The organism is Nocardia sp. NPDC052001, assembly GCF_040680615.1.
GTDB lineage: Bacteria > Actinomycetota > Actinomycetes > Mycobacteriales > Mycobacteriaceae > Nocardia.
Genome location: NZ_JBFAXC010000012.1, coordinates 61348 through 82296 on the forward strand (window position 1 = coordinate 61348; position 20949 = coordinate 82296).

The window sequence follows — 20949 nt, forward strand, 5'->3', positions numbered from 1 at the left end:
GTCGTCAGTACGCGGGTGCCACGTTGGGCGCATCGATCGCAGGACCGCGGCCGCGAGGCAGCAGTGGCGGAATGGTCGCAAGCGGAGAGTTCACGCCCCACTCGGGTCCGAGTCGGTTGAGCAGAGCAGCCACGTCGATGTCGAAGAATCTGGCGGGTGCGTGCACGAGAATGTCGAGCTTCTGCGCATCGGTCAGCTCCGCGTGATCACGGATGGCGACGATCGGATCAGGCCAGGTGCCATCGTGATGCGGCCAGTCGGATGCGAACAGCACCGCATCGGGACCCAAGTATCGGACGGCGTGCGCCAGCTGCGGGTCATTCATGTCACTCGACATCACGCAGTTGCGTTTGAACGCAGATAGGACCGGAGTAGAGCGGCGCGGCGAGACCAACGCCATCTTGGCCAGTGTGGCGTCGAGTCGGCCGAACCAGTGCGGCACCCACCCGATGTCTCCCTCGAAGAACCCGATCCGAAGTCGCGGATGTCGCACAAGCAGGTCGGAATCGAGCACATGCATCGTCGCGAGTTGATTCTGGAACGAGTAACCCATCTGCCACTGCACCCGACCCCTCAGATGCGGATAGATCGACAAGCAGCGGTTGGCCGGATTGATGGCGTGCACGACGAGCGGCACACCGGCCTCGGACAGCAGGCCATGCAAGCGATCCAGTGCCGGATCCGACACCGGAATCTGACGTTTGTTGAAAATCGGGGGCACCATGATGGCACTCGCTCCCGCAGAGATGGCTCGCTCCCCTTCCGCGACCGCGGCAGCTAGATCTTCAGCAGGGACCACCGCACCCCAACGGAGTCTGAGCGGGTCTTCTTCGCAGAATTCGCGAACCCAGTCGTTGTACACGCGGGCGTAGGCGACCTGGATTCGTTCCTCGCGCATATCCGAGAGACCCAGCATCATCGAGGGAAAAAGCACACTCACGGCGATGCCCTGCTCATCCATGAGCTGTAGCCGCCGACGTGGATTCCGCACTCCCTCATCGACTTCGGTGTCGATGTCGATATCGAGCCGACCGCCTTCCTGGACCGCTCCCGGTGTGCTCAGCGTTCCCGTCGACCACTCGATGGCCAGCTCCTGGCCGTCATAGAAGAGCTTCTCGCGGCCGTCGTCGCCGACCTCCCGGCGCCAGATGAGATGCGCGAACTCGGCAGGCATCCGTTCAGCCCACAGCTCGAAGGGCTCAACGACGTGAGCGTCGGCATCGATGATCGGAAGTCTCGTCGAGCGTGACATCAGTGGGCCAATCTCGCGAAGTTGGACTGGGTGGTCGCCTCGGTGACGTCGTTACGAAGCAATTCGAGGGCGGAAGCCCAATCATCAGGCCGTTCAGCGGGGACCAAGATGAACTTGGTGATCCCTGCTTCGGAGTGGTTGTCGAGAACGGCGCGCAGTGCGTCGATGCCGACGGGACACAGTTCGTCAGGGTCATCGAGTGGGTACGCACGCCGTAGCAGCTCGGTCATCGTGTCCGGACGCCGTTCCCGCGCATAGGGAAATAGCAATCCGAAATGTCCGCTGTCGAACTTTCGTCCAATGTGCTTGGCGTGCTTGGTAATCACCTCTATGCCTCGGCGTGTCTGGCGCGGGTCCGCGAAACTTGCCAACCAGCCGTCCCCCAGCCGCGCGGTGCGGCGTAGCTCTACGTCGCTGCGCCCGCCCATCCACAGATCTGTCACTGGTGCGGGCCGACCGTCGGTGACACATATATCGCTCAACTCGAAGAACCTCGAATGGGCGGTGACTCGATGCCCTTGCAGAAGCTGACGGATGACAGGCAGGGCCTCGTCGAACCATGGGCCGCGATCCTGGGGTGACACATTGAATGCCGAGTGCTCAGCACCCTCGGCGATGCCCAACCCGAAGATAGGTAGTAATCGTCCGTCACAGAGTTGAGCCGCCGTCCACAGGGATTTCGCAAGGTCGACCGGACTCCGTCCCGGAACGACGGTGACCGAGGTGCCCAACCGGATTCGCGAGGTGATAGCCGCCGCGAAGGCGAGAGCGGGCAGCGGCGCAGGTGTGGGCCCGGTCAGATGCTCCGACAACCACAGCGAATCCCAGCCGCTGGCTTCAACCGATTCAACACAGCTGGCGAACTCTGCTCGCGAGTTCCACACGGGTCCGAGTCCGAGACCTAAGCCCACTCGAATACGGCGGGTACCAGATTCCTCGCTCACGAGGCCACGCTCCCTCGGAATAGGTAGTAAGCACAAAGAAGTACCACTACCTCACCCATTTTCTCGAGCGCCGTCCAATGTCGTGCCAGTGGCCGATAAGACCGGCCGTGAGATGTACTCCATCGGCGGCAACGAGGAGTTACTTTACCTCCAGTGCACTCTCACTGTCTTTGCAATCACCGAGCCTCTGCGTGGTCGGCGACTAGAAAATGCTGTCGCGCAAGATATTTCGAAGAACCGGTGACGTGCAGCGAGCTAGCGACACTTTTTCCGGTTATCGACCCAACGCATGCCTGGAAACAAACTCGTTGTCCCGCAACAGCATTAGGGATGATGATCAGCTCGGACGAACTCCCATCGCCTTCGAATCCAGACGAACAGTATCCCTTCAACCACCCAATGCTTCCCATTTCCATACCAACTCGTCGGTGGGTAGCGAATTTAGAGTTCAGCGAAAATCCGAAGAATTTTGTAACATGCCAACCTGCCTCTGCCTAGGCTTGACCGGGCGGACGCACACGAACCGCATCCGCGCCGCTGTTGGACAGGTACCAGGGAGGACGTCGTGGTCAGCTCCGCGATAGCACGCATCGCAGCACCAACTGCGGCAACCGCACTCGTCACCACCGCGCTCGCGATCGCGATCAACCTCGCGACGGACGGCGAACACTCCCCCTGGCTGTGGGCAGGTGTCGGCGCACTCACCCTCACCAGCTTCGCTCTGTCGATGTGGCTTCATCACCGCCAGAACGGCTCAGCACCAACGGAACCCGCTCGAGGGCTGGTCTTGACCGACGTCGAAGCGGCTGGCATGGAAACCGGGAACATTCGATCCGAAGCAACCGGCGCCGAAATCCGCAAGAGCACATTTACCCGAGATCTCAAGTTCGGCGATATCACTGCCGGACCCGAGCATCCGCCCACCCCTTAGCCGGCGCGTTGAATTCCGACCACTCCGACGCGCCTGTCCCGCCGGTCAACCAAGCCCTCGCCCTCGACCGCTCGCATGTCCGAGATATCCACGCCCCCACCACAATCAACCAGACCACTCAGCTCATCGCATTATCGCCTCACCTCACACGCGCGAATCGCATCGTCGTGGGCGAGATCCCACAACAGCCCAAATTCTTCATCGACCGCGGCAAGGCTCATGGGCTGCAGGAAGCCATCGCCCGCTCGCGCATCGTCGTGGTAACAGGTATGCGCGGCACCGGCAAAACCCACCTTGCCGCCACTCTCACTCGCGAAGCGGTTGACGCCGGCAATGGACTGGTCGGATGGATCAACACCGAAACCATCGACACCGCCCGTACCGGACTCACCGAAATCGCCCAACTATTGGGAATAGTTGACACTGAACAAGATTCGGTCGCCGCAACACGGCGACTCAAGGATCACCTGTCCGGGAGCGGCGCACACGGACTCCTGGTGTTCGACAACGCCACCGACCCCGACGCGGTCCGCGCCCTGCTTCCTACGGCTGGAGCTGTCAAAGTGATCATCACGACGACCGACCGGTCCTTCAGCGATATGGGCGAATCGATTGACCTGGACGGGTACACAGACGCTGAAGCCGTCCAATTCCTCCACGCCGCAACCGGATTGACCGATGAAGTCGGCGCACTGCAGGTCGCGGACGCCCTCGGCCAGCTGCCCCTCGCTCTGTCCGCTGCCGCCGCAACGATCACCGGCCGCAGACTCGACTACACCCGCTACCTCACACTTCTACAGAAAAAGCGACTACCTGATGCCTTGGCTCGCAGAGCCGGTCACGATCACCCACGTACGGTCGTGCAAGCGGTCCTGCTGTCGCTGGACACCACTATCGCCACCACGGAGCCTGAACTCGACGCCGCTATCAAAAACCTCATCGGACTGATGGCCATGCTGTCGCCAGCAGGTGTACAGCGGGAGATTCTCACTGACGTAGGCGATCGTGTGGACGAAGCCCTGGAATGTTGTGTCAACGGGTCTATTCTCAACTGGTCAGACCGTGGCGATGCCGTACTCATGCACCGGCTCGTGGCCCGAGTGATCCGCGAACAAGCCCAGTCTGACAACACCATCGGCGGACTTGTAACGCGCGCGGTCGACGCCATCGTGCCGCGTTTGGCATCGCGCGAACACACCTGGGCGACCCGAGATAGCACTTTCCACCTGATCGATCAGATCGACGCAATCGCTAAAACTGGACTGGCGGAATCCGGCACTGAAGCAGCTACCGAAGCAATACTGCTGACACGCGTCCGGGCGGCATGGCTACTGCGTCAATTCGCCGAAATCACCCGATCAATCACGCTCATAGAACCCGCTGTCACCGACTGCGAACGCATTCTTGGACCTGAACACCCCAACACCCTAGGGGCCCGCAGCAACCTCGCCCACGCGTACCAGTCCGCAGGCCGACTCGACAAAGCTATCCCTTTACACGAATCCGCTCTAGCCAATGGTGAACTTATTCTCGGGCCTGACGATCCCGAGACTCTCGGGTTTCGCAATAATTTAGCAAACGCCTACCAGTCCGCCGGTCGGCTGGACGAAGCGATCCCCTTACACGAGTCCGCTGTTGCCGATGGCGAAAGAATTTTCGGACCTCTCCATGCCATTACGCTCGCTGCGAGTAACAGCCTCGCACACGCCTACCTCTCTGCGGGACGACTCGATAAAGCGATCGTCCTCTACGAATCAACGCTGGTGATCCGTCAGCGAATCCTCGGTCCAGACGATCCCGAGACCCTCGCCTCGCGGAACAACCTCGCCAACGCCTACCAGTCCGCAGGCCGACTCAAAGAAGCCATCTCCGCACACGAATCGACCCTCACCGACCGCGAACGAATTCTCGGCCCCGACCACCCGCACACCCTCGCCTCACGGAACAACCTCGCCAACGCCTACCAGTCCGCAGGCCGACTCAAAGAAGCCATCTCCGCACACGAATCGGCTCTTGCCGATGGCGAAAGGCTCTTGGGCCCCGAGGATCCCGAGACCCTTGCCTTCCGCAACAATCTCGCCTACGCCTATCAGTCAGCACGTCGGCTCGGGGAGGCCATCGCGCTTTACGAATCGACATTGGTTGACCGAGAACGGATTCTCGGCGCCGATCACCCCGATACCCTCGCCTCCCGCAACAGCCTCGCCAGCGCCTACGAATCCGCAGGCCGACTCGACGAAGCCATCGCGCTACGCGAATCCACCCTCGTCGACCGCGAACGCATCCTAGGCCCCGACCACCCCCGAACCCTCGCGTCCCGCAACAATCTCGCGTATGCCTACGGATGCGCGGGCCAACTCGACAAATGTGTCCCCTTGTTGGAAGCCACCGTCGCCGATTACATCCGAATACTGAGCCCCGACCATCCGGAAACCCTTGCTGCACGGAGCAATCTCGCCAGCGCGTACCAGGCGGTGGGCAGACTCGACGAGGCCACTGAACTCTACGAATCCACTCTGGTCGACCGCGAACGAATTCTCGGCCCCGACCACCCCGAGACCCTGACATCGCGCGACCTTCTCGCCAGGATTGACAAATCCGACTACCACGACCCGCTCCACACCACCACTCAAGTTCCGAACAGCAACAAATCCTCGACCTGGTATGACAGATGGAGAACCAGACTCCTCAAACGACCAGCACCCCACAAATAGACGCCTTTTATAAAAACAGCACACGAGGACACGAGGACACGCTACATAACCCTTCCCCATAGGGTGAATGTTAGCGATACTCTATGGAGGTTGCCCATACAATGCGAGGTTCTAGCTACGACCGCAAAATGGCATGTACAGCATCGAGGGAACAATGATCAGCGGGGAAATCTACCAACCAACAGCCACGGTTGAAGTGAGACAAGAGCTCGCTACGCTCGCACGGAGAGTCGCCGACGTACGACAGCAAACCCCACTCCAGGTAGATGAGGACGGCATCACTGGCTGGATAATCGACGAGCGCCCAGTCACAATCGGTGAAGATGATTTCGAGCGATGGAACTGGTCTGATGTCGCTATCCTCGGAAGTGATGGAGAGCTCCATGGTGGTCGGCGCGAGCAAACCCAGAACGTTCAATACTCTCAGACCTCGTCGGACATTCTCACGATCAGCGCAATCAACGTCGAAGCCTGGGATCAGTTTTATCAAGAGACCGACAGTAGAGGTGGGCGCAGTTGGCTTCGAAGTGGGACGTACCTCTTTCCACGCCATACCGAGCGCTTGCGCCGCGCACTCCTTATGTTCGAAGAATCGGGTAGCTGGGTAACAGACTATACTTCAACGGTCGAGATAGCACCGCCAGGACCAGAACCCGGCCCTCTATTCAAATTATCGCAGTTTGTGCGGCGCTTCCTTGATGCGCTTTCAACAAGGAATTAACTTCCTCAGCATTCCGCTGTCCTCCAGGCAGGCTACGGATCGCCTCTTTCATTCGTCAACGAAGCCCTCAATCCGTCACCCCCATTTCAGATCTCAAGGTCGAGAGGTTGGAACCTATACCCGAACAACACGAATCAACCAGTCTCACCGACACATACAACCGCCGTCGGCACTCCGGCGACTCTAGGTGTACGCACGATCCGATGCCTCAGCCGACGGATTGTTGGACCCATCCGTGTGGGTCGGGCGCACACGGACCGGAGCAGCAAATCCCTTTAGGATACAATTTGGGAAGTGCAACATCCGCTCAGGCCGACCTTCTTGGAAGCCATTCGGTTGTCACCTATGCCGCAGCAGCCCCACCTACGGGTCGACGCGGTCAAGTACTCGATGCAATGCACTGGCGATGTAGAGCCACTCGACAACCTCATCTTCATCAAACTCGGGATCAGATGGCCTGTGGGCGCGTGGGTTTCGGCCGGCGCGAAAGAGCGCCATCCCAAGGTACATGTACCCCTCCTGCTCACTCACTTCCGTTTGCGTCGCACCTGAGTTGAGAGCGATTAACCGCTTGCGCCCCAGGGTCTCAGAGACAAGAGCTGCGCCATCCTGGTCAGCGAGGTTGCCAAGTCGGCGGAGCCGGGCGCCGATACTCTTGCAGGCTTCCTCGACAGCATCATCGCCGTGGCCAGTTCGCAGTCGGGCAATTGCACCCGCTTTGATCGCAGGATGAAGACCTTGAAGCCTGGTCTCCATCGCCGAGGGTACGGACCCACCAGTGACCGTCGGGTAGTCGATCAGCTTGAGGATGTATTCCTGCATATTCCGAGCAAGGGCGTCGCACGTAGCTTGCACGGGGCCAGATACGTACACCCAGGACGTTTCGCTGCGATGCTTGTTCAAGTACACCGCGAGGTGCCACTCGGATCCATCGTCATCGTTCTTCGAGAATCGCGTTATCGCCAGCTGAGTAACGTCGCGCGCATCCTCTGCGAGAACAATGCGCAGATCGAGAAGAGAGGCATACCGACCGTAAAGTTCATTTATTCCTTCGGCCTTGATCTCTGGGCCGGCGCTGGGCCACTGCGCGGTAACGCGATCCAATTCGCGCTCGATCTGCTCTGCCAGTGGCCAGTTCTGGTGATGGCCGTGCGGTAGATGCGCAGTTGCATAGCATTCACGTCTCGCCACCGAAACTCCCGAAGTTGCCAGCACGCCTGTGCACGTGCGCATCTCACTACTCGAACCAAGCAGCCTGATCCTACTTCGCGTTAGCCAGCCGAAGATGCTTCTTTTCGCACAGCCAGCAACCGTTACTTGCGTGGCACCGCCGCTACTGCTCTCACTCTGCAACGAAGGCCCATGGTATCGATATCGCCAACCAGACAGCTGCCGATCTCGCGCTTCTGGTTGGGGCAGAAGGATTCCGTGCTCACGGGCGCCTAGCCAAGATCCGACGCGACCTGGCCGGGTTGCTCTACGCCGATGGCATCCATGACAGCCTCTACCGAGCTGCCGGCAAACAGCACACGGCTATGAGAAAGGAAACGACAACGCCTGCGCGAGCATCCGGGCCCCTGCTCGAATCCCTATGAGTCACACCGCAACAGAGCGAGGGTGACCCATCACTACATGATCGGCCGCCCCTGCTCACACAACACAGTCGCTCCGTCTCGTGCGCCAGCCAACCCTGCAGCGAGGCGATCGAGCAGCAAAGGTTTCACCAGAGCTGCGGCCTCATCCAAGGTATGGAAGGACGCCGAGAGAATCTCTCCGTCTCGCAGCCTCATTCGCGCAGACGAGTCGTCCGGAAGCACGCCTCCGTCGAAAACGAAAACTACTCCTTCGGGCCTGGAGTCTTGCGGGCGAACGTAATCCACGACAAGCAGCCGCCCCAGCGGGATCAGCAGTCCCAGCTCCTCGCCAACCTCGCGCTGAGCTGCCGCCCATGGTGACTCATCGGCTTCCACAGCACCACCGGGAATCTCCCAGTTCGGCTTGTACGACGGTTCGACCAGTAGCACTCGGCCTGCACTGTCACGGAACAGGACTCCCGCCGCCATCCGCTTGCGGGCCAATCTCGCCACGTAATCCGCGACAGGCAAATCCTCAGCCGCGGAACTGCCGGAATCAGGCCGGGTCACCTGAGCCACCTTAACGACGCTGCTACACCCACGCGCGGCGATCGCGGCGTTCAGCGTCACGAACACGCCGTGACAAGGCCTACTGGTGTCTCCACCCCATGAAAGGAACAGAGTGACCACTTCACCGACAAAGTATGATATGAACGGTGATACAGTCTATATCATGGCCACCAAGCAGATCTCCATCACTGTCGACGAGCAGATCGTCGCTGCCATCGAACGCATCTCGGGCGGCAACAGATCAGCGGGATTCGAGCACGCCGCGCGGGTGTACCTGCTCACCTCGCAAGCCAAGGCGATGACCAGTGAAGAAGATCAGCAGCTCGCCGACTTCGATGCGACCTGCGAGCAGTGGCGCGCCAGTGCATAGAGGTGACGTCTACAAAATCAGCACGGTGACAGGTCGAGCGATGAACGCACTCGTAGTGTCCGACATCGACGTAGCCGAGCCGATCGGATACGTCTTCATCACCCCGATCGTCGAATCGCCCGGTACGCGCCAGCATGTCACCGCACCGATCTCCGCAGTGGAGAACGGATCCGCGGTCGTATGGCGTACCCAGTCCGTACCCTTGGCCAACCTGGAAAAGGGCGAACTGGCAGGCCAGGCCACCGACAGCGAGATGGCCGAGGTTGATTCGCTGCTCAAGGCTTTGTTCGGGCTCTAGCGACAGGACCCCGCGAGATGAACGAGCCCTGACCGGCACGGTCGGGGCTCGACCACTCAAGGGGTCAACCCTTTCCTATCCGAATTCTGTAGCAGCGCAACAGGTCTGAGATGCGCTGATCGGCAACCTACGCCTCGTAGGTTATCCGGATCCACTCCGCCTTCAACGGGCTCCTGAGGCTCGTCTTCCCAGTTGCCCTATCGAATGGGGCGCCGGCGCATGCTCGCTGACATCATTTGCCCGTCGCATGCGGCCTTCACCCTCACCGCAATCCTGAGACGACACTGGTCCAGTCGGCTGTGACGTCGTTGCACGGTCTTCGAATCGATTGGTAGCCCCACTCGCCACCACCGAGGTTCGAACCCGAGGATGCGTTGCATGCGAAACATGCACTCTGGCGAAGTAATTGCCAACAATGTGCGTATCCGCGGCAGGTAGAGGGTTGTCCGATACCTGCCCGTTCGATAGTCAATCTTGGACTACACGGGCATGCCACAGCAGGGACGGCCGCCCAAAGAACCCGCCTGAGCGTCGGCACATAGACAGAGTCCGCACATCACGTCGTGTCCGCTGTGTTGTCGATGTCGAACAGGCCATCCGTGGGCTCGCGCAGATCGCCACACCCTGCCCTGGTCCCTACTCAGCTGAAGCCACCTGAGTCTCAGCGCTCCCTCTCCACACTCCCCTCATTCGCCGTGACGGAATCGCTTCCGTCACGGCGATTTTCGTCTCCACCCTCATCGAAAGGCGATCCACCATGCCCGAAATCGATTGGCCCGCAGCCCCATGCGCGATCTGCGACTCGGCCGTCGGCGATGACCACGCACAAATGCTGGACTCCGAGAGAATCTGCCCCTCATGCGCGGCCCGACTACCGCGCTGCGACCGATGCCGCGGACCGAGTCGGCGACTGGCAGTGACCATCGAACTCGGACGACTCTGCCCGCGATGCGCCGCCGGATGGCGGGAATGCGCGCGCTGCCGCTACCACTCCCCGGCGACCTGGCCCACCGACACCACCGACTATGTCTGCCCACAGTGTGTGGACCGGTTCTACGATCACTGCGCCGTCTGCAGTGTCTACACCGCCGAGAGCCGATATGTCTCGGGCGGTACGCGGGTGTGCTCACGATGCGTGCCGCGCTACGCCTCCTGCGAGCACTGCGGCACGCTGTTACCCCGCTACACCGACTGCGACAGCTGCGACGCGGGTGGGCGCATCTGGAACTACAACTACAAGCCCGACCCCCGATTCTTCGGCACCGGACCGGTCTTCCTCGGCCTGGAGCTGGAAATCGTTGTGCCGGAACACCATTACCAGCTCGGTGCGCAGACCGTCACCGACCACGTGCGTGAGCTGGCCTATCTCAAGCATGACTCGTCGATCGAGCCATTGGGGTTCGAGCTGGTCACCCATCCCATGGACTACGGGTTCGCGATCGAGCACTTCCCGTGGCCGCTGCTCGAGCAGCTGAGCGCATTGGGGTGCTACTCCGATCACACGGTCGGGATCCACGTGCACCTCTCGCGCGCTGGCTTCGATTCTCCTGCCCATATCTATCGCTGGGCCAAACTGATCTACCGCAACGAATCCCACACCGTCGCCCTGGCCCGGCGGCGATCGCCGTTTGCGCAGTTCTCCGCCACCGCGCGTGAGCGCGTCAAGCACACAGCCAAGGACGATGTGCGGCGCTTCGGGCTGAATCGATACCAGGCGATCAATCCGCATCCACGCGCCAGCCTGGAATTGCGGGTATTCGCCGGATCCCTTGACCGTCAGCAGGTGCAAGCCGCGCTCGCCTTCGCCGCGGCCACCGTCGAATACACCCGCGGACTCGATTCCGCTGCGGTCATCCAGCACAGCGGCTGGGACTGGCATCGATTCACCGCCTGGGTGCGCCAGCATCCGGAATACGCACCGCTGCAGGCCGAGCTGGAGGCGCTCACATGTGCCTGCTGACCTTCCTGCCCGGCGGGGTAGCACCTGATCTGAGCGCACTGCGCAACGGTGCCCGGGCCAACCGGGACGGCCACGGATTCGCCGTAGTCACCGAGTCCGCCATTCTGGTCGGGCGCGGTATGGACGCGGGAGTCGTGCTCGACAATTTCGCGGAAGTCCGCGCTCGCCATCGGGGCGGGCCCGCGTTGTTTCACAGCCGCTATGGCACCCACGGCGCGGTCAGCATCGATAACTGCCATCCGTTCCGCCTGGGCGGTGATCGGCGAACAGTGTTGGCGCACAACGGTGTACTGCCCCGGCGCGTGCAGCCCGCACCCTACAACCCACGCTCGGATACCCGCATCGCCGCCGAAACCTATCTGGCGCGCATGCCGTTCGGATCCTTCGACACCCCGCGCGGCCGACGCGATCTGGAAGCCTGGCTCGGAGCCAGCAAGATGGTCGTGCTCACCATCGACCCGGTATTCGAGCAGAACGCGTATGTGTTCAATGAATCCGCCGGGATCTGGGACGACGGCATCTGGTACTCCAACCGCGGCTATCGCCCCGATCCGGACTCGGCACTGCTCGGCTCGCGCGCCTGGCTGTACGTCTGCGAGGCGTGCGATGAGGTCGACTTCAGCCGGCGCGGCCGCTATTGCGGCCGATGCGGCTGGTGCTTCCACTGCGCCAACCACTTCCCCCACTGCGACTGCGACGCCGGTCTGAACCCACCGGTGCCCGCGCTGGGCCGCAGCGGCCACTAGCCGGCCGAGCCTCACCGGCACCGGCGACCACGGTGCCTGATCGACCTACCCACCGCCGATTCCTCACGGGGCGAACACGCCCGCACGCGACAGGCGCGTTCGGCCCGATTCCCCACCCGCACAACATATTCGGCTCACGGGGATGTCCCGCGAGCCCCGCCGCGCTGCGCCGAACACCCGCGCGGTCTGCATATCACCTCACCTCCCCTGTTGTCCGCCCACCGATAGCGGGTCCCGACCCCTTTCCTCATCAGAAAGGCATACCCATGCCCACATCCAGATCCGGATCCAGATCGACTGCGGCACAGGTCCTCTGCGAGTTATGCGCAGCCCACGTCCCCGAGCCCCCACCTGCACGCAGTGGCCAGCTTGTGTGCTCGGCCTGCGAGGACCGACCGCTCTGCCAGGGCTGCGGCGAACACACCCGCGAAACACACAGCACCGTCGATGATCGATCACTGTGCCGCCAGTGCGTGCGGGCATGGTTCGAATGCGAACAGTGCCAGCGCTACACCCCCACCGGCACTCCCACCATCGATGACGGCATGGCATGTGATCGCTGCGCCGATCTGCGCTACTGGCGCTGCTCGGACTGCCGCCTGCTGGCCCGCTCGGTGCGCCACGTCGACAACGGCGAGCAGGTCTGCGTCGACTGCGAGGACGACTACCGCGAATGCGCGGAATGCGATCACCTCACCAGCGGCGGAACCTACTGCTCACACTGCGATATCGACGACCACGACGACCGCGTCTTCGACCACTCCTACAAACCCGACCCCGTATTCCACGGCACGGGCCCGGTCTATCTGGGACTCGAACTCGAACTCAAGACCTCCGGTCACGCACTGGAAGACTGCGTCGATGCCGCACTGAGCCAGCTGCGCGGCCTGGGCTATCTCAAAGAAGACAGATCCATCGGCTACGGCAACGGATTCGAACTCGTCACCCACCCGATGAGCTACGACTGGGCCCTCGAGCACTTCCCGTGGCCGGTGCTGCGGGAAATGCGCAGCCGCGGAGCCTATATCGACGACGGCGTCGGAATCCACGTACATGTCTCCCGCGAAGGATTCACCTCCCCCGCCCATGTGTATCGATGGATGAAATTCATCTACCGCAACGAATCCTGGGCCACCCGCCTGGCGCGGCGCAGCAGCGATGAATGGGCCAGCTTCGACCCCGATATGCGCGCCGAAATCGCCCACTTCGCCAAAGGCGACCGCTTCGGCTACGGGCGCTACCACGCGATCAACGTCTGCCCGCGCGACACCTTGGAAGTGCGCATCTTCGCCAGTTCCCTGGACCCGCAACAGGTTCAGGCCGCCTTGGCCTTCGTGGCCGCCTCGGTCGAGTACACCCGCACCCTCACCTCGGGCGATGTGGCCAGACGCCGCGGCTGGGAATGGACCGCCTTCGTCACCTGGGTGCGCCGGCACCCGATCTACCTGCCACTGCTGGCGGAAATGGAGGCCCTGCAATGTGCATCCTGAGCTTCTACAAGCCCGGCATCGCCCCGGACCTGGACGCGCTACGCGATGGCGCGGCAGCCAATCCACACGGGCACGGCTACGCGGTCGTGGCCGATGACCACATCGTGGTCGGCCGGGGACTCGACGTCGACGCGGTGATCACCGAATTCGCCGCCACCCGAGCGCTCTTCGCCGACCAACCGGCCCTGTTCCACTCCCGCCTGGCCACCCACGGGATCATCAACGAACAGAACTGCCACCCCTTCGCCGTCGGTGGCGATGCGCGAACAGTCTTAGCGCACAACGGAATTCTGCCCGAAATCGTGCACCCACAGCTCGACGACCCGCGCTCGGACACCCGCGTCGCCGCCGAGGACTTCCTCCCCCACGAGCCGTTCGGGCCGCTGGACTCCTGGGCCGGGCGCGCACGACTCGAAGCCTGGCTCGCCGGGGACAAGATGGTGCTGCTGACAGTCGACCCGCGCTACAAACACTCCGCGTATCTGTTCAACGAACACCACGGCTACTGGTCCCACGAGGGCATCTGGTACTCCAACCTCTCCCACCTGTGGCGCCAAACCCCGAACCCAGCCCGCCCCGGCGAGTACTTCACCGACTACTGCGACTGCTGCGGCCACATCGATGACGAACGCCTCGGACCGCACTGCACCGCCTGCGGCTTCTGCGACCACTGCTGGCGCGAATTCCCGCACTGCGAATGCGAATTCCTCACCGGCACCGACCGATACGGCGACCTGAGCTTCTCCGACGTCGCCTGAACTCCACCACACAGCTGCGCCGCGCGTCACCGCGGCGGCATCCCGACAGAGAAGGACCACCACTCATGACTCCCTCCCTGCGCTACGCCATTCATCAACTCACCCCGCGGTTGTCGGCGCACCGACCTACCGTGCGTCAGGCCCGGGGAGCGGCGAGGTGAACGCCCACGTTGCCCGGTTGCGTGTGGACCCTCGTCACCGTGGCACCGCACCCGCGCCACCCGCAACCGAGGTCGTGGTCATCGGCTACCGCGCACGCTTCGCCACCGCTCCACCCGCCGGCTCAGCGGTGAAGTCCTTCACCGACATCACCCCGACCACCGCCGCCGCCTCCCCAGTGCCCTGCATGGCACTGGTATCGATCGAACCTGCCACCCAGATCGTGCGCCTGCGCGACGACGGCACCAGCGAAATCAGCTGGGAGGAACACGATTTGGGTCACCTAGGTGTCACGGGCATCCGATGGTGCCTCATGCCCGTCGAGCTGTCGTCCACCGGCCGGTTCGTCATCGCCGACGGAGTCTGGGCCGCCGGGGGCTACGAGGCGATCCTGGCCCGATCCACGATCGGGAACGCTCCCACCGCACCGATCGTCGTACCCGTACACAACCTCAACCCGCGCACTGGGCGTTACCGATGGTGATCCGTGACGCGACCTCGCTGATCGCCTGGATCGAATCGGCGCTGCCGGCGGTCGATCCAGACGCGTTCGGCCCATGGCTCGCGCAATCGCCCACTGCTGGCGCGCTGGTTGCGATGGTCCATATTCGCGTCGAGTCCGCATCACTGCCCGCACGCGTGATCAGCGTGGCCTTGGCCGCACGCCCCACCACCCGCAGAACCATGAATTCCGATACGTTATCAACGAATTTGTCCCGTCTCGCGCTCGAGGAATGACCGTCAGGCCCTGCATACCGGTCCGTCACCGAACATCAGCGAGGCCGTGCGCGATGACCACGGCGAATTGCTTGCATGACAGACACATTCAACGGGCGCGTGGGTCGACGCCGAGGGCAGGTTCGGGCGGCATCGACGGCGCGGTGTCAGCCTGTCACAGGCGGCGACACAGCGACACCCATGATCTCAGGCGGAAGTTTAGGCTCCCGCCATGAGCATGGCCGGAACCGAGAAAAGCCGAACGGGGAACCGACGAGTGCGATCATGGCTCGGCAAGTATCTTTGGCTTGTCTGCACCACCGTGGCCTGTCTGGCGATACTCGTCTCGGCGAGCGATCCGGCCAGCGCCGCGCCGATGTCGTTGTCGCCGTTGTTCATCCTCGGCGGGACATTCGTGGCGCTCGTGGTGTGGTGCGTGATCATCGTCTACTCGATCCTGGCAGTGCGATCCCGGCGACTGCGGGTCGACCTCGGCCCCCTGGCAGCTCCGGCGGTGATGATCGCGCTCACGGCCGTCGTGTGGAGCGCGGACCTCCCGATGGCTGTGCGCTGGCACCTTTCGGCGCGGGCGTTCGATGATGCGGCACAGCGGGTCGGTGCCGGAGTCGATCCACGCAGTTTCGACGGTGAGCGCCTCGGCCTGTATCGCGTTCGCAGTGTGGAGCGCCTCGAGGACGGCATATACGTCAGTACTGGCCCCATGGCGTACCACTGCTCGATGGGAAGTGGGTTTGCCAAGCTCTCCGACCACCGACCCGCAACAGGCGCATCCCATCACCTCAGCGGCGACTGGTATTGGTTCTGTTTCACCAGCGCGGGGATTACCGTGCCCGACCACCCCATCGGAAAAACGAGCGGAAACGGCAATTGATCGTGAATCCCGCACCTCCACCACAACTCTCATCTTTTCACTGAGCGCGATTCGGAAGCTCCGCGATTCGATGCGCGATCAACTCCGTGACTCCTTCTCGTCGGTGCCGCGAGAGGTCGGCTCGGTCCGGGGCGTGCGGAGCGGTGGCAGGTCTACGGTGCTGTCCGCATGTGTGTTTCGAGATGCCACCTCAACGGTGCGCGTCATGCCGATCGTGTCCGCCGGCGCAGATGCTCTCGCGCCCGGTGACCGGGCTGCGCCGGTTGCTCGATAGTCAGCGAGCAGTTGGCGCACGCGGGCACGGGTGATCTCGAGTAGATCGGCGACGTCGGCATCGGTGTGCACCTGAGCCCGGATAGCCGCCGCAGCGGCGGCCTGGTCGCGTTCATGAGCTGCGACTTCGGTTGCCGCATCGGCGATCACGCTTTCGATTTGCTCGCGTAGGCGCGCCACCTCACCATCGCGACGCTGCTCGATGCGCACGATCGCGTTCCACGAGTCGAGGTACTCCCCCACCGCGGCGGTGATGGTCTTTTCCCGCTCGGCCTCGGCGGCACGCCGCGCGAGGCTGCGCTGACGTGAGCGTTGCAGGCGCGCAATGAGTTCCGGTGAACTATTGCGCCCGCGCGAGCGGCGCGGGGGCATGTCTTCGGTCATGACGAGTTGCTCCTGACGCGGTGCGACAACCGGTCAGTCCCTCGCACACACCACGATACCGGCCGGGCATCGCCCAATTCCGGCCTCGCATCAGTCCACGTCGCATTTCCGGTGCGCCCCCGCACCCTCAGCGCTCGATGCGCACGACGGCAGCGGCGCGGACCTCGCCGTGATCGCCCACCGCGCACGCGCGCGCAACGCACCTGCGCATTCCGTGCCGACCCGCACGCTCGCACCTCACTTCGGCTCTGCCCGAGTCACTTCCCACTTCAGGAGGCTTGCCATGCCTGTATCCATACACATTCACGATCCCGCCGACCTCATCGCGGTGGTGCCCGCCATGCTCGGCTTCACCCCGGTCCGCTCACTCGTGCTGCTGTTCGTCACACACCACCCCGAGGTCGAGGGCAGCACTGTGGTCCAGTTCCTCGTCCGGATGGAGTCACCCCTGCAGGACCATCGCCTATCCGATGACGATATCGCGCAGTACGCCGCAGATATGTGCGCCCGCATGGACGCCCATGCCGTACTGGCGGTCCTGGTGGACGATCGCCTCTCGCGGCCCACCCACGCCGATGCCGCCGACGCGCGATGCCGCTCAGCGCTGCAGACCCTGCGGACCCAATTGCAGTCGGTAGAGCGCGCATTGGCCGGAGCATGGTGCACGAGCGCCCTCGCCGCGCACACCGAATGGTGGAGCGAGGCCACACCCGAGCAGTACGGATATCTGCCCGACCCCACGGCCTCCCGCATCGCCGCCGAATACACCGCCGCGGGCCGTCCGATCCACGCAACGCGCACCGACCTCATCGAACTCCTCGACGTCGATCACGCGTTGCGGCACAAAGTCACCGACGCTCTCGATGACGCGGCCGCGCAGGCCCATCGACGATTCGTGCGCGCGGTGCAGATCGGCGATCCGAGCGCCTATTCCCGCCAAGCGCTCTGGCAGGTGATGCAGACCATCGCGCACACCTCCACCCTCGAGGTGCCCACCCCACGGGCACTCGCCGACGTCGCTGTGGCACTGCGCGATCCAGTGGTCCGCGAAGCCATGTTCGGCGTCGCCGACGGCGAGCATGCGCATCGCGCCCACCAGCTGTGGACCATCCTGACCCGGGCACTGCCCGATCCCGACCGCGCCGAAGCCGCCATGCTGCTGGCCTTCAGCGCCTACCTGCACGGCGATGGCGCGCTCGCCGGAATCGCCCTGGACACCGCACTGGCCTCGGATCCCGATCACCGCATGGCGCAATTGCTCGACCTCGCGCTCTCGACGGCTATGCCACCGCATCGCCTGCGCCGACTGTGCGAGGCGGGAATCGAGTCCGCCACCGAACTGCGCATCGATATCGGTGTCGCAGCACACGACTCACCCATCGACGAGAACCCCTGACTGCCGTCCATAGCCGACACCTCGACACCACAGCGGTTCCGCACCACACCCGAAGGAGCCTTCCATGACCCCGGGCTACACCGTCATCGGAAATCTCACCGGCGACCCCGAACTCCGGTTCACCCCCGCGGGCGAGGCGGTCGCGAATTTCACCGTCGCCTCCACACCCCGCTACTTCGACCGCACCACCGGGCAATGGCGCGACGGCGACGCACTGTTCCTGCGCTGCTCGATCTGGCGCCACGCCGCGGAGAACGTCGCCGAGAGTCTGCGCCGCGGCGCACGCGTCATCGCCTCGGGCCGACTCAGGCAGCGCACCTATCAGACCCGCGAGGGCGATAAGCGCTCGGTCATCGAACTCGACGTCATCGAAGTCGGCCCGTCACTGCTCAACGCCACCGCGACCGTACGGCGAAACGCCCCCACCCACGGCGCGGGATTCGGTCCGCACACCGACGCGAGCAACGGATTTCGTGGGCACGCCGAGCATGACGACACCGCGCGCACCACCGCACCGGCCGCCGCCGACCCGACCGAACCCACCTTCTGACCTCTCCCCGACCCTCGCTCGCCGCATCGGCAGGGAAAGGGTCGCCGTGATGGCTGGTCCGCACGACCAGCCATCACGAGGGCTACCGGTCCGACCGCGCCACGCCGCACAGCCCACGCCCGGCGCAATCGAATATCGGTGCGCGCGAGCGTGTTCAGCAACCCGCCGATCACCGATGCGCGCGCACCGATAGTCGCTCCCGCACGCCCAGCGTGTTCTGCGCCCGCGCCGCGCGCCCGGCCCGGTCGCACGCCCTCGGCTGGTCGCACCGACCAGCCCGCCATCCCGGCTGTCGAGTTGCTCACGCGCCGGATGCGCGCCGATTCATCGCCCAGACAGGACAATCCGTGACCGAACACAGCGCCTTCCTCGACGCCATCGCCACGCTCGAGATCACCTTCACCACCGACCGCCGCGCCGCACGCCGCGCATTCCCCGCCGCGCTCGCCCTGGCCACCCCCGACGAGCGCGCCTTCCTCGACCAGCTGGTGCACACCTTCACCCAGTACCCGTTCGCCACAGCACTCAAAAGCCTTGCCGCGCAATATCCGAACCAGCCACAACGCCTGAGAGCCCTGATCCCCGACACCGATCCCGGCCTGTACCTGCGAGACCGTGCCGACCGGCTCGCCGAGATGCAGGCCCGTGCCGCCCGCAACAACACCAGCATCGACGACGAATACGCCGCACAGCACGCACAATTGCCCACCGCCGAACTCGCGCGCACCCCGATGCGCCAGTGGCGCAACCCGCCCGCGCGCACCTACCTCGCACCCAGCCGCGACACCGACGCGTCCCGCCGAACTGCCGAGCAAATCAAATACCGCGCCGCACAACGCGGCAAACGCCGACCCGTCGACACCGAACCCGAGATCCTGACCCAGTACTGCCTGCAGCACCTCTACACCGACACCGTCGACCACGAACTCACCACCGCCCGCACCGCCGAACAGCGCGCCCGCGACCGCGGACTGCTGCGCGCGCCCGGAACCAGCACGTGGACACCACGCTTCCCGGGCGACAAACCACCACTCGACAGCGACCACGCACGCACACTCTGGAATCACACCTACGTGCACTACGTCGCCGAGCAATACCAGCACGCCCTGGCCCTGGACGGCACACCAGCCATCAGCGACGACGTAGCCCTCGCGCGCGCGGCCGCCCGCACCACCCTGCGCGACTACACCGACCGGCGCACCGCACTTCCATTCCAGGGCAACGACCTGGACTACGACCACCACGCCATGACCCCCGCACGCGGATGGCGTTGCGTGTGCTGCTTCATCGAACGCAGCGATACCGACCAACACCTCATCCACACCCGCGCAGGACAATTCCGCAGCGACGACGGCCTATGCGACATATGCCGCAGTGACGACCGCCCCGGCCTGCCACCACTGCCCGCCGGATTCACCGCGCGCGACCTCGCCCGCGCCTACTGCGGATACTTCGCGCGCGTCTACCCGCACGCCGCGCGCGGTCTACTCGCCGACGTACGCCGCCGAGCACCACGGTGGCTGATCGCCCTCATCGACGAATTCCTGACCACCGCACACCTTCCCGGCGGCGACGAGCCCGACCCGCAACCCCCGCTCGCACCGGCGCAGCGCCCGCCACGACAGCCCGGCACCGTCCTGGGCGCGGGGCAACGCACCGGCCGCTGCGACGCCTGCACCCGAATCACCGCCGTCAATACCGACAGCCTCTGCACGCAGTGCCTGGTCTGGATCGGCGTGGGCACACCCACCGCACGCCAGCGCGCCGCCTGATCGTCCACCCCCAAGTTCTCCAGTCCGCCGTGGAGCCACTTCCTGCGGCGGACTGGGCCCCACCCCTCATCGAAAGGTCACCCATGCCCACTGCACGCGCGATTCTGCGGTACACCGCGATTTACCTCGGCATTTTCGTCGCGTTCTACCTTGCCGGATACGCAATGCTTCATATCCTGCCCGTCGACCTGAATCCATCGATCCAGATCACCTGCCCCTCCGGCGATCCCGTCCTCCATCAGGCGTGAACACGCCCGCAACGAACTGACATAGGCAGGTAACCGAACCACCGGCTACCTGCCTACCACCACCAAACATTCAGCCCACCGAATCATCCGCACATTCATCAACACCCGCACCCAACTCCACCGATGTACATCCTCCGCCCGCTCCCCTCTTTCCTCATCGCCGCAATCAGACCTCTTGCATATCGGGGCACAGTTCCGTAACGACCAGCAACAACGACACAATTGGCAAT

Annotated in this window: 21 protein-coding genes; 16 read left to right on the top strand and 5 right to left on the bottom strand. The window is 63.6% G+C overall.

Annotated features, from left to right (window positions below; translation table 11 throughout):
* Positions 1 to 4: 4 nt before the first annotated feature.
* Together AB0L82_RS36365 and AB0L82_RS36370 are read right to left on the bottom strand one after the other, a co-directional pair.
* Positions 5 to 1252, bottom strand: a complete 1248-nt coding sequence (locus AB0L82_RS36365; RefSeq protein WP_364647256.1) for an amidohydrolase family protein — start codon at positions 1250 to 1252, stop codon at positions 5 to 7.
* Positions 1252 to 2196: an LLM class flavin-dependent oxidoreductase gene (locus tag AB0L82_RS36370; RefSeq protein WP_364647258.1), complete on the bottom strand. Its 945-nt coding sequence runs from the start codon at positions 2194 to 2196 to the stop codon at positions 1252 to 1254. Before AB0L82_RS36370 ends, AB0L82_RS36365 begins: the two co-directional genes overlap by 1 nt.
* 565 nt (positions 2197 to 2761) lie before the next feature.
* Here AB0L82_RS36370 and AB0L82_RS36375 point away from each other — a divergent pair.
* The 3 genes from AB0L82_RS36375 (at position 2762) to AB0L82_RS36385 (ending at position 6562) form a co-directional block, all read left to right on the top strand.
* Entirely contained in the window at positions 2762 to 3127 is a 366-nt protein-coding gene (locus AB0L82_RS36375) for a hypothetical protein (RefSeq protein ID WP_364647261.1), read from the top strand.
* An 8-nt stretch (positions 3128 to 3135) separates the two neighbouring features.
* Positions 3136 to 5841, top strand: a complete 2706-nt coding sequence (locus tag AB0L82_RS36380; RefSeq protein WP_364647264.1) for a tetratricopeptide repeat protein — start codon at positions 3136 to 3138, stop codon at positions 5839 to 5841.
* Positions 5842 to 5974: 133 nt separating this feature from the next.
* Positions 5975 to 6562, top strand: coding sequence for a hypothetical protein (locus AB0L82_RS36385; protein WP_364647267.1), 588 nt, complete (start codon positions 5975 to 5977; stop codon positions 6560 to 6562).
* A 363-nt stretch (positions 6563 to 6925) separates the two neighbouring features.
* Here the strand turns inward: AB0L82_RS36385 and AB0L82_RS36390 are convergent, their stop codons facing one another.
* A complete protein-coding gene (locus tag AB0L82_RS36390; RefSeq protein ID WP_364647270.1) occupies positions 6926 to 7753 on the bottom strand; it encodes a TIGR02391 family protein in 828 nt (275 codons plus the stop codon).
* Between the two features lie 437 nt (positions 7754 to 8190).
* Positions 8191 to 8766: an NUDIX hydrolase gene (locus tag AB0L82_RS36395; RefSeq protein ID WP_364647273.1), complete on the bottom strand. Its 576-nt coding sequence runs from the start codon at positions 8764 to 8766 to the stop codon at positions 8191 to 8193.
* 103 nt (positions 8767 to 8869) lie between these two features.
* Between AB0L82_RS36395 and AB0L82_RS36400 the strand changes: the two genes are divergently transcribed.
* The 9 genes from AB0L82_RS36400 (at position 8870) to AB0L82_RS36440 (ending at position 16096) form a co-directional block, all read left to right on the top strand.
* Positions 8870 to 9076, top strand: a complete 207-nt coding sequence (locus AB0L82_RS36400) for a hypothetical protein (RefSeq protein WP_364647276.1) — start codon at positions 8870 to 8872, stop codon at positions 9074 to 9076.
* Positions 9077 to 9116: 40 nt separating this feature from the next.
* Positions 9117 to 9374 (top strand): hypothetical protein, encoded by a 258-nt coding sequence (locus tag AB0L82_RS36405; protein WP_364647279.1) that lies wholly within the window; start codon positions 9117 to 9119, stop codon positions 9372 to 9374.
* Between the two features lie 916 nt (positions 9375 to 10290).
* A complete protein-coding gene (locus tag AB0L82_RS36410; RefSeq protein ID WP_364647282.1) occupies positions 10291 to 11334 on the top strand; it encodes a hypothetical protein in 1044 nt (347 codons plus the stop codon).
* Positions 11322 to 12080: a class II glutamine amidotransferase gene (locus tag AB0L82_RS36415; RefSeq protein ID WP_364647285.1), complete on the top strand. Its 759-nt coding sequence runs from the start codon at positions 11322 to 11324 to the stop codon at positions 12078 to 12080. The genes AB0L82_RS36410 and AB0L82_RS36415 overlap by 13 nt, the downstream gene beginning before the upstream one ends.
* A gap of 473 nt (positions 12081 to 12553) precedes the next feature.
* Positions 12554 to 13570 (top strand): amidoligase family protein, encoded by a 1017-nt coding sequence (locus tag AB0L82_RS36420; protein WP_364647288.1) that lies wholly within the window; start codon positions 12554 to 12556, stop codon positions 13568 to 13570.
* Positions 13558 to 14328: a hypothetical protein gene (locus AB0L82_RS36425; protein ID WP_364647291.1), complete on the top strand. Its 771-nt coding sequence runs from the start codon at positions 13558 to 13560 to the stop codon at positions 14326 to 14328. Before AB0L82_RS36420 ends, AB0L82_RS36425 begins: the two co-directional genes overlap by 13 nt.
* Before the next feature lie 157 nt (positions 14329 to 14485).
* A complete protein-coding gene (locus AB0L82_RS36430; protein ID WP_364647294.1) occupies positions 14486 to 14971 on the top strand; it encodes a hypothetical protein in 486 nt (161 codons plus the stop codon).
* A complete protein-coding gene (locus AB0L82_RS36435; RefSeq protein WP_364647297.1) occupies positions 14965 to 15225 on the top strand; it encodes a hypothetical protein in 261 nt (86 codons plus the stop codon). Before AB0L82_RS36430 ends, AB0L82_RS36435 begins: the two co-directional genes overlap by 7 nt.
* A gap of 211 nt (positions 15226 to 15436) precedes the next feature.
* The gene (locus AB0L82_RS36440) at positions 15437 to 16096 is read left to right on the top strand and encodes a hypothetical protein (RefSeq protein WP_364647300.1); all 660 of its coding nucleotides are present in this window, start codon (positions 15437 to 15439) and stop codon (positions 16094 to 16096) included.
* 78 nt (positions 16097 to 16174) lie between these two features.
* Here the strand turns inward: AB0L82_RS36440 and AB0L82_RS36445 are convergent, their stop codons facing one another.
* Positions 16175 to 16753 carry a hypothetical protein gene (locus AB0L82_RS36445; RefSeq protein ID WP_364647303.1) on the bottom strand — a complete coding sequence of 193 codons (579 nt, stop codon included), beginning with the start codon at positions 16751 to 16753 and terminating at the stop codon, positions 16175 to 16177.
* Positions 16754 to 17036: 283 nt separating this feature from the next.
* Here AB0L82_RS36445 and AB0L82_RS36450 point away from each other — a divergent pair, with 283 nt between their 5' ends.
* The 4 genes from AB0L82_RS36450 (at position 17037) to AB0L82_RS36465 (ending at position 20719) form a co-directional block, all read left to right on the top strand.
* A complete protein-coding gene (locus AB0L82_RS36450) occupies positions 17037 to 18149 on the top strand; it encodes a DUF4192 domain-containing protein (RefSeq protein ID WP_364647306.1) in 1113 nt (370 codons plus the stop codon).
* 64 nt (positions 18150 to 18213) lie between these two features.
* Positions 18214 to 18699 (top strand): single-stranded DNA-binding protein, encoded by a 486-nt coding sequence (locus AB0L82_RS36455; RefSeq protein ID WP_364647309.1) that lies wholly within the window; start codon positions 18214 to 18216, stop codon positions 18697 to 18699.
* A 347-nt stretch (positions 18700 to 19046) separates the two neighbouring features.
* Positions 19047 to 20471: a hypothetical protein gene (locus AB0L82_RS36460; protein ID WP_364647312.1), complete on the top strand. Its 1425-nt coding sequence runs from the start codon at positions 19047 to 19049 to the stop codon at positions 20469 to 20471.
* A gap of 83 nt (positions 20472 to 20554) precedes the next feature.
* Entirely contained in the window at positions 20555 to 20719 is a 165-nt protein-coding gene (locus AB0L82_RS36465) for a hypothetical protein (RefSeq protein WP_364647315.1), read from the top strand.
* The last annotated feature ends 230 nt before the right edge of the window (positions 20720 to 20949 follow it).

What these genes read in the sequence shown, in the direction of transcription:
- AB0L82_RS36435 (WP_364647297.1), top strand. Translation starts at nt 14,965, where the DNA reads ATGGTGATCCGTGACGCGACCTCGCTGATCGCCTGGATCGAATCGGCG.
- AB0L82_RS36405 (WP_364647279.1), top strand. Translation starts at nt 9,117, where the DNA reads ATGAACGCACTCGTAGTGTCCGACATCGACGTAGCCGAGCCGATCGGA.
- AB0L82_RS36385 (WP_364647267.1), top strand. Translation starts at nt 5,975, where the DNA reads ATGTACAGCATCGAGGGAACAATGATCAGCGGGGAAATCTACCAACCA.
- AB0L82_RS36365 (WP_364647256.1), bottom strand. Translation starts at nt 1,252, where the DNA reads ATGTCACGCTCGACGAGACTTCCGATCATCGATGCCGACGCTCACGTC.
- AB0L82_RS36415 (WP_364647285.1), top strand. Translation starts at nt 11,322, where the DNA reads ATGTGCCTGCTGACCTTCCTGCCCGGCGGGGTAGCACCTGATCTGAGC.
- AB0L82_RS36450 (WP_364647306.1), top strand. Translation starts at nt 17,037, where the DNA reads ATGCCTGTATCCATACACATTCACGATCCCGCCGACCTCATCGCGGTG.
- AB0L82_RS36440 (WP_364647300.1), top strand. Translation starts at nt 15,437, where the DNA reads ATGAGCATGGCCGGAACCGAGAAAAGCCGAACGGGGAACCGACGAGTG.
- AB0L82_RS36455 (WP_364647309.1), top strand. Translation starts at nt 18,214, where the DNA reads ATGACCCCGGGCTACACCGTCATCGGAAATCTCACCGGCGACCCCGAA.
- AB0L82_RS36445 (WP_364647303.1), bottom strand. Translation starts at nt 16,753, where the DNA reads ATGACCGAAGACATGCCCCCGCGCCGCTCGCGCGGGCGCAATAGTTCA.
- AB0L82_RS36465 (WP_364647315.1), top strand. Translation starts at nt 20,555, where the DNA reads ATGCCCACTGCACGCGCGATTCTGCGGTACACCGCGATTTACCTCGGC.
- AB0L82_RS36400 (WP_364647276.1), top strand. Translation starts at nt 8,870, where the DNA reads ATGGCCACCAAGCAGATCTCCATCACTGTCGACGAGCAGATCGTCGCT.
- AB0L82_RS36425 (WP_364647291.1), top strand. Translation starts at nt 13,558, where the DNA reads ATGTGCATCCTGAGCTTCTACAAGCCCGGCATCGCCCCGGACCTGGAC.